At 59.8% G+C, this 6104-nt stretch carries 7 protein-coding genes and 1 pseudogene; 2 read left to right on the top strand and 6 right to left on the bottom strand.

Annotated elements, in window-relative coordinates; genetic code table 11:
* From NW835_RS13300 to NW835_RS13280, 5 genes and pseudogenes are all read right to left on the bottom strand, one after another.
* A pseudogene (locus tag NW835_RS13300) lies at positions 1-398 on the bottom strand (RNA-guided endonuclease TnpB family protein); the annotation flags it as partial.
* 651 nt (positions 399-1049) lie between these two features.
* Positions 1050-1790 (bottom strand): DUF1995 family protein, encoded by a 741-nt coding sequence (locus NW835_RS13295; protein ID WP_414415530.1) that lies wholly within the window; start codon positions 1788-1790, stop codon positions 1050-1052.
* A gap of 47 nt (positions 1791-1837) precedes the next feature.
* Entirely contained in the window at positions 1838-2302 is a 465-nt protein-coding gene (locus NW835_RS13290; RefSeq protein ID WP_414378687.1) for a GUN4 domain-containing protein, read from the bottom strand.
* Positions 2303-2352: 50 nt separating this feature from the next.
* Positions 2353-2880: a hypothetical protein gene (locus NW835_RS13285; RefSeq protein ID WP_414398872.1), complete on the bottom strand. Its 528-nt coding sequence runs from the start codon at positions 2878-2880 to the stop codon at positions 2353-2355.
* Positions 2881-3054: 174 nt separating this feature from the next.
* Positions 3055-3819: a GvpL/GvpF family gas vesicle protein gene (locus NW835_RS13280; RefSeq protein WP_414378688.1), complete on the bottom strand. Its 765-nt coding sequence runs from the start codon at positions 3817-3819 to the stop codon at positions 3055-3057.
* A 200-nt stretch (positions 3820-4019) separates the two neighbouring features.
* Between NW835_RS13280 and NW835_RS13275 the strand changes: the two genes are divergently transcribed.
* A complete protein-coding gene (locus NW835_RS13275) occupies positions 4020-4640 on the top strand; it encodes a DUF3318 domain-containing protein (protein WP_414366269.1) in 621 nt (206 codons plus the stop codon).
* Here NW835_RS13275 and surE read toward each other — a convergent pair.
* Positions 4623-5354, bottom strand: a complete 732-nt coding sequence (gene surE / locus NW835_RS13270; RefSeq protein WP_414366270.1) for a 5'/3'-nucleotidase SurE — start codon at positions 5352-5354, stop codon at positions 4623-4625. The genes NW835_RS13275 and surE overlap by 18 nt on opposite strands.
* 195 nt (positions 5355-5549) lie before the next feature.
* Between surE and NW835_RS13265 the strand changes: the two genes are divergently transcribed.
* Positions 5550-6104: type I glyceraldehyde-3-phosphate dehydrogenase (locus NW835_RS13265; RefSeq protein ID WP_414415529.1), on the top strand; the 555-nt coding region annotated here is incomplete at its 3' end.

Genomic DNA, 6104 nt, shown 5'->3' with positions numbered 1-6104 from the left:
CTCAAAGCGTTCGCGTCCCTCAACGGTGGTCAGCGACACCGTCCAGTCTTTTTCCCGAAAAGAAAAGATGCGGGCATCGTAGGTAACAAAACCCCCCTTGAAGGCTTTGACCGGACGATTCTTTTGCCGGGCAACCTTGCGGGCAGCGGCCAGCCTTCTGCACACCTGTTGTGCCAAATTGCTGGAGAGCCCAAAGCGGGTACGAATTTCGCGGTAGCAGAGCGATTGAAGCTTGAGGCGTTGACCACCTTCTCTGGCGTGTTTTGGTTGACCCAGTAAGGCCTCCGGCCCGCTGGCGCGAGGAGTGCTTGTGCAAAAGCCGACAAGGTTGCCTCTAGCTTCACGGCTTGCGAAGCAGACACCTTGAGCTTGCAGGAGATAGTCAGGACTTGGGCCATGTCACGATTATCCGTCGTCCGCATTGCTCCCGCCCCTGACCCTACGGGTACAGGGCGGGGCTCCTGCGGTTTCTAGCTGAAGCAAGGCAGGAGCTTTGGGGTCGTTTCAGAATAGTTTAAGGCGGTTTCCGGTCGCTTCTTGCCGCCACCCTTAGCCCCAACCCCTCTCCTAGAGAGAGAGGAACTCGTCAAGAAGTTGCTTGTCTCTCTCTCAAACGAGCTTCCCCCTCTTCAATAGCCACCGTGCCTTGACCCAAGACTTTCTGAAAAAAGGATCCGAAAAGATGCTTTGTTCGTCCAACTGTGGGATCCACACAACCGACAATCTTGCTTAGGAGATCGTCCTCTACGAATTTAATGTAGGAAAATCAGTTGTCGTGAACGTAGATTTGGTGGGCAACTCTATCTCTAAGTCTCTCTTGATTGACAACAAAAGAGTCTTCGCCTTCAAATTGGATTCCTAACTCATAGGCGATAGCATCGGTCAACGCCCACTCGATAAAAAGGCTAGACAAAGCATCTCCGCAGAGTTTCTGGATCGGAGATGGTTCTGTGTATTTCATCCGCTCCGATAGCAGTTCGGCAGCCGGGAAGGCGGCCAACAATAAAACGTTGTCTTGATATTCTCCCTTTCTTGAAGCTGCGGGTCGATCAGGGGATCCCGCCCAGCCAGCGCCGCCAGCCCCACCAGGGATCCCCTCTCCGGGTGGCCCTAAACAGCTCGGCCACTTCTTCGCCGCTGGGTCGAGCCCTAAAGGTCTGGAGGACGCTGTAGAGGCCGGGCTCTTCCTGCTGCCACAGGCTCCAGGGATCCGGGTAGGCGCGAAACAGGGCTCCTTCCAGCAGCGAGCGCAGGTAGTAACTGGTCTCAAAGGTGCTCAGGAAGCGTTGCCGCAGCCGGCGCCCGGCCAGCCCCACCCCCACTGCGGCGGCATCCTGAAGTTGTGGGTTGAGGAGAACGACGGGCTTGGGATCCCGGCCTTTGGCAGCCAGCCCAGAAGGATCGCCGCCGCTCACCACCTGGCAGACCCGCTCCACCTGATCCAAGTTGTAAACTGCTGGCATTACAAACAGGACGCTCTGGTCTGGTGTAGGCTGCGTGCGGGCGGTCAGGCTTTGCAGTTGCATCCCGTCAGGAAGGGATCCCCACTCCCGCTGGGCCAGGGCTGCTCCGCCGGCATCGCTGAACAACACCAAAGCCGGTGGCGGCAGCAGCTCCAAGAACGGACGGGCTAAGACTTCCGGCTTGATGTCGGGGGCGAGGATCTCGATGAGCAGGCGGCGATACCCCGCCTGGATAGCCAGGCGTGTGGCCTGGATGGCCTGCTCGCAGGCTTGGGCCAGATCGCCGGGCAGGTGGGGAAACTGAGTCAGTTGCAGTTGTTCAGCCACAGTCTCATCCCATCAGATCCATCAGATAACAAGATTGCAACAGACGCTCAGCCGGACAAGTCTTCCCAAGCCCTGTGGGTGAGCAGTTCTTCCAGAACCCGCACCCCCCGCAGTTGGTTGGAAAGGGGCAGGTGACCTTTGGGGGCAGACAGATCCCAAATGAACTCGTCGGGGTAGCGGGTCCAGTGGTAGCCTTGTTTCCAGCCAATCAGCGGCCAGAGGCGCTCCCAGTTGCGATTCACCCCCAGCCAGAGCTGCCGCTGCACGGAGTAGCCGAAGCGATCCCCGGAGGCCGCCCGCCACAGGCGATCGATGGTGCGCAGATCCTCTGCCGGGATCCGGCTCACTTCGGAAAAGTACAGCCAGCCCCGCCGCGCCGCCCCCTCTCCCGCTGCCCGGCACAGCAATTGCAGGCTCAGCCGATCCGCTTCCAGCCAGGCTCCCGCCGCTAACAACTCCTGGAGAGGCCGATAGTCAATGTCCAGGGCTGAAATCAGAGGGACTGTCACCATTGCCGTTGCAAAAGGTTTCTTTCGAATTCTAGTCCCTGTTGGCGGCCCACTCAGGGTTCAGGAGGATACTTGGGCGGGTTCCCAAAGACGATGCGATAGCCAAGATAGGCCACCCCTAGCAACCCCGCCAGGATCCACAAGAAGGCTGAGAAGGGCATGTAGGAAAAAAAGACAACATAGACCCGGCGGCTGAGCCAAGAAAAAATGAGATAGACTGCCGCCAAGAGGCCGATCCCTTGCAAGGTGCGGAAAGCCGGCACCCGCGAGAGCGGCATGCGCTGCCGCGCCACCCAGATGGAGCTCAGAAAATAGTAGGGAGGCACCAGCAGCAGAAACATATCCGCCTGCTTGACCACCGCCTGCCAGCCAGCCGTGTTGGTGGCATAGGCCAAGTAACCGGCCCAGAGGACAAGGCTCACCGCTGCCAAGCCGATGTTCAAGCTGAGCAAAAAAGGCTCTTCCCACTGCCCCGGGATCCAGTGGCAGAGAACCCAAACCAGCCAAGGAGCCGCGAATAGCAGGATCGCAATGGTCAAGCCGTTGGCATTTAACTGAGTAAAAAATGTTTCCAATGTCATGAGGGCTGAGGGGACAGGAGGTCACTTTCAATAGTAATAGTAGTGGTAGTTCCAATCCCTCGCCAGAATTCGTAAAATACCCTGAAAAATTACAGCCAAAAAATTGCGTCCCTGCTGGGTCAGGCTTTCCAGGCGGGCGAAAAGGGATCCTTTGACTTCACCTTTTCTAGGGTGCTACTGAGTACATCTGGAGGGATCCCGGAGGGTACCCATAAAGTGATAGGGGGGCAAGGGAGGGCTCCAGTCCAGTTGCCAGCGGGGGTGAGCTGCCACCCAGGTTTGGGTGAGCTGAGCTGCCGCTTCCCGTTCGGCAGGGGTGAGCAAAAAGTAAAGCCGCAGGACTTCTCCCGGCTGCGGATCCCCTCTTTGCACTGGCCAGGTGGAGGGCCAAAGCTGCTGCAGGGCTGCCAGCTCCTGTTCTTGCCGCTCTTGGGCCTGTCGTTGCAGTAGATAAGCTTGTTTGCGGGCCAACAGATAGGCTGTGCCGCTGGGGGCGGGTTGGGGATCCGGGGAGGGCTGGGGCGACAGTTTTCCTTTCAGGCAATACTCGGCTCTTCCCCCGATGGCCGCAAGGGCCTGTTCGTACTCCGCCTGCTGGGCCAGTAGGTGGGATCCTAGCTTTTCGGCTGAGAGAAAGCAGGTGCCAAAGCGCAGGGGCAGCAGTGGCATTTGGGCAAACAGCCGGCAGATCACCTGGTCGTGGCGCAGGGCAGAACGCACCAGCACCTCATCCGAAGCCTGCAGCGACGCAGGATCCGGCATCGGCTCCACAGCAGCGGCAATTCGGCCTCCCGGGGGGGAAAACACCTGCAGTGGCCCGCGGATCCCTTGAGTTTGTTGAATGAAATGCCAAAGCGGTGCATCTGGCATCGGCAAGAAGGCATAGGTGTAAAGGGGGCTGCCAGCGCTCTGTTCACTGGGTTCGGGTAAAACCGGCATTGGGTCGGATCGGGGGGTAGGCTTTTCCTCTCAGTCTAAGCACACTTGCTGGCGCTTTTCGCCCTGGGGGGCTGCTACCGGCGACCTGGAGATGCGGTAGACTAACCTGGCAGGGTTCTTCAGGTCTGGGGTGTTCGGGGCTGAAAGGCTGCTGGGGGGCAGGTGGGATCCCCCCTTTCCGTGCCTCTACAGGTAAAACTATGACCAGCCGCTCAGACTTCAAACCCTTGGAAACCTTTCAAAAAGAAGAGATCGAACGCTTGCGGGATCTGCTTCCCGCTTCCCTCCGGCCCTTGCTCAGCGTTGTCCCCCACTCGGGAGGTGGAGCCCTGTTGTTCTCCCGCCGCAAGGCCCCTTGGCAGCCCCAGGGCATCATCGCCATCGACTTTCGTCGCTGGCAAGGGATCCCGCAGCCGCAGCGGGATCTCCTGTTTTTGCGGGAGGTGGGCTGGTTCGACAATCGCAACTGGCTACAGCCGGGGTTTTACCAGTCGCTGGCCTTGCTTGGTGGCATCACCACCGTGGCGGAGCTCTCTTGGCAGCACCCGTTTTCTGCCCTGTTGGCGGGTGGCATCACGGCGCTCTCGGTTCGACAGATCTGGCAAAACCTGAATCGGGAGAGCGCCCATTTCGATGCCGACGAGTTTGCCCTGCGCCGTGCCCAGTTCCGCGGCTACACCCGCCAAGAGGCGGCCCAACACCTAGCAGATGCCCTGGAGCAGGTTCTAAAGCTGGATCCCACCGACATCCTGACGGCACTGCGGCTGCAGCGGCTGAGAACCATTGCCCGCAACCTCACTCCCTCACCTGGGAGCTCCTAAGGCCAGGTGCACCTGGGTGATGGCCACCCGACCGGAGAAGCAGATATCGGTATCGGTCTGGGGATCGCGGGCTCGCTCTGCGTAGCGACCCTGGTAGCGAAACCACACCGATTCCAAGCCTTTCCCCTCTGCTTCTACGGCGTAATCGAGCGGCAGCGGCTGTGTGCAGAGGGGGCAGTAAACTCGCTCCGGCAAAGGGGATCCTGGTGGCAGGTGGGGCAAATTGACATTCCAGAAGGAGCCGGCTGGCAGGGGTTGTTCCATCAGCTCGGCCAAGATCTCCCGCGTCCACCGCTGTGCCTGTTCCCAATCGATGGGTTGGCTCCCTGCCCGATACTGGGAAATGGCAATTCCCCGGATCCCGCGCAGCGCCGCTTCCCGCACCGCCGCCACCGTGCCGGACAAGTACACATCCGATCCCAAATTCCCTCCCTCGTTGATGCCAGAAAGCACCCAATCCACGGAAGGGGCGAGCTTAAACAGGGCCACCCGCACACAGTCGGCAGGGGATCCCTCGACAGCAAAGGTGCGCTCGCCGCGGGCCCAGGCGCGAAAGGGCCGCCCCGTCGTTACCTGGTGACTGCAGCCGGAAATCGGCTGGTGGGGGGCCACGATCCAGCAGTTTTCCTCGGCAACGAGAGCGCTGAGGGCCAGCCTGAGGTGCGCCAGCCCTGCCGCCTCGATGCCATCATCGTTGGTCAGCAATACCTTCATCTGAATTCCTCTACCGGCAACTTCCTGGGTTAGCCTGAATCGCAAATCTCCGTTGCAGATGGGATCCAAATCTGGAGATCTGAAGTGCAAAGGCAAGGCGGATCCCGTTCTTCTTCTAACCTATCCCTAGGGGGTTGGCGTCTCCTGCGCCGCAGCCCTCGACCCATGATCCTGAACTGATACCGGAGGATTGCGATGACCACACGGGTAGCCATCAACGGATTTGGACGCATTGGCCGGTCGTTTTTGCGGGCGCTGCTCTCCCAGCCAGAGCGAGGGCTGGAGGTGGTGGCGGTTAATGATCTAACTGAGCCGGAAAACTTGGCCTACCTGCTGCAATTTGATTCTGCCTACGGGCGCCTGCCCCAGACCGTGAGTGCTGTGGACAGACACCTGCAAGTCGGCAGCCACAAGATCCGGGTTCTGGCAGAACGGGATCCGGCGCAACTGCCCTGGAAAGACCTTGGGGTTGACCTGGTGGTGGAGTCCACCGGCCTGTTTACCAAGCGGGAAGGGGCAGTCAAACACCTAGAAGCTGGCGCCAAGAAGGTGATCATCTCCGCCCCTGCCAAAGGCGCCGACCTAACGGTGGTGATGGGGGTCAACGACGACCAGTACGACTCCGCGCGGCACCATATTGTCTCCAACGCCTCCTGTACCACCAACTGTCTGGCGCCGCTGGCCAAGGTCTTGTTGGATCGCTTCGGCATCGAGACGGGCTTTCTCACCACCTGCCACGCCTACACCGCC

The sequence above is a fragment of the Synechococcus sp. OH2 genome, assembly GCF_047462155.1.
In the GTDB taxonomy this organism is placed as follows: domain Bacteria; phylum Cyanobacteriota; class Cyanobacteriia; order Thermostichales; family Thermostichaceae; genus Thermostichus.
The sequence above is the reverse complement of the archived record's forward strand: the minus strand, read 5'-3'. Positions and strand labels throughout refer to the sequence as shown.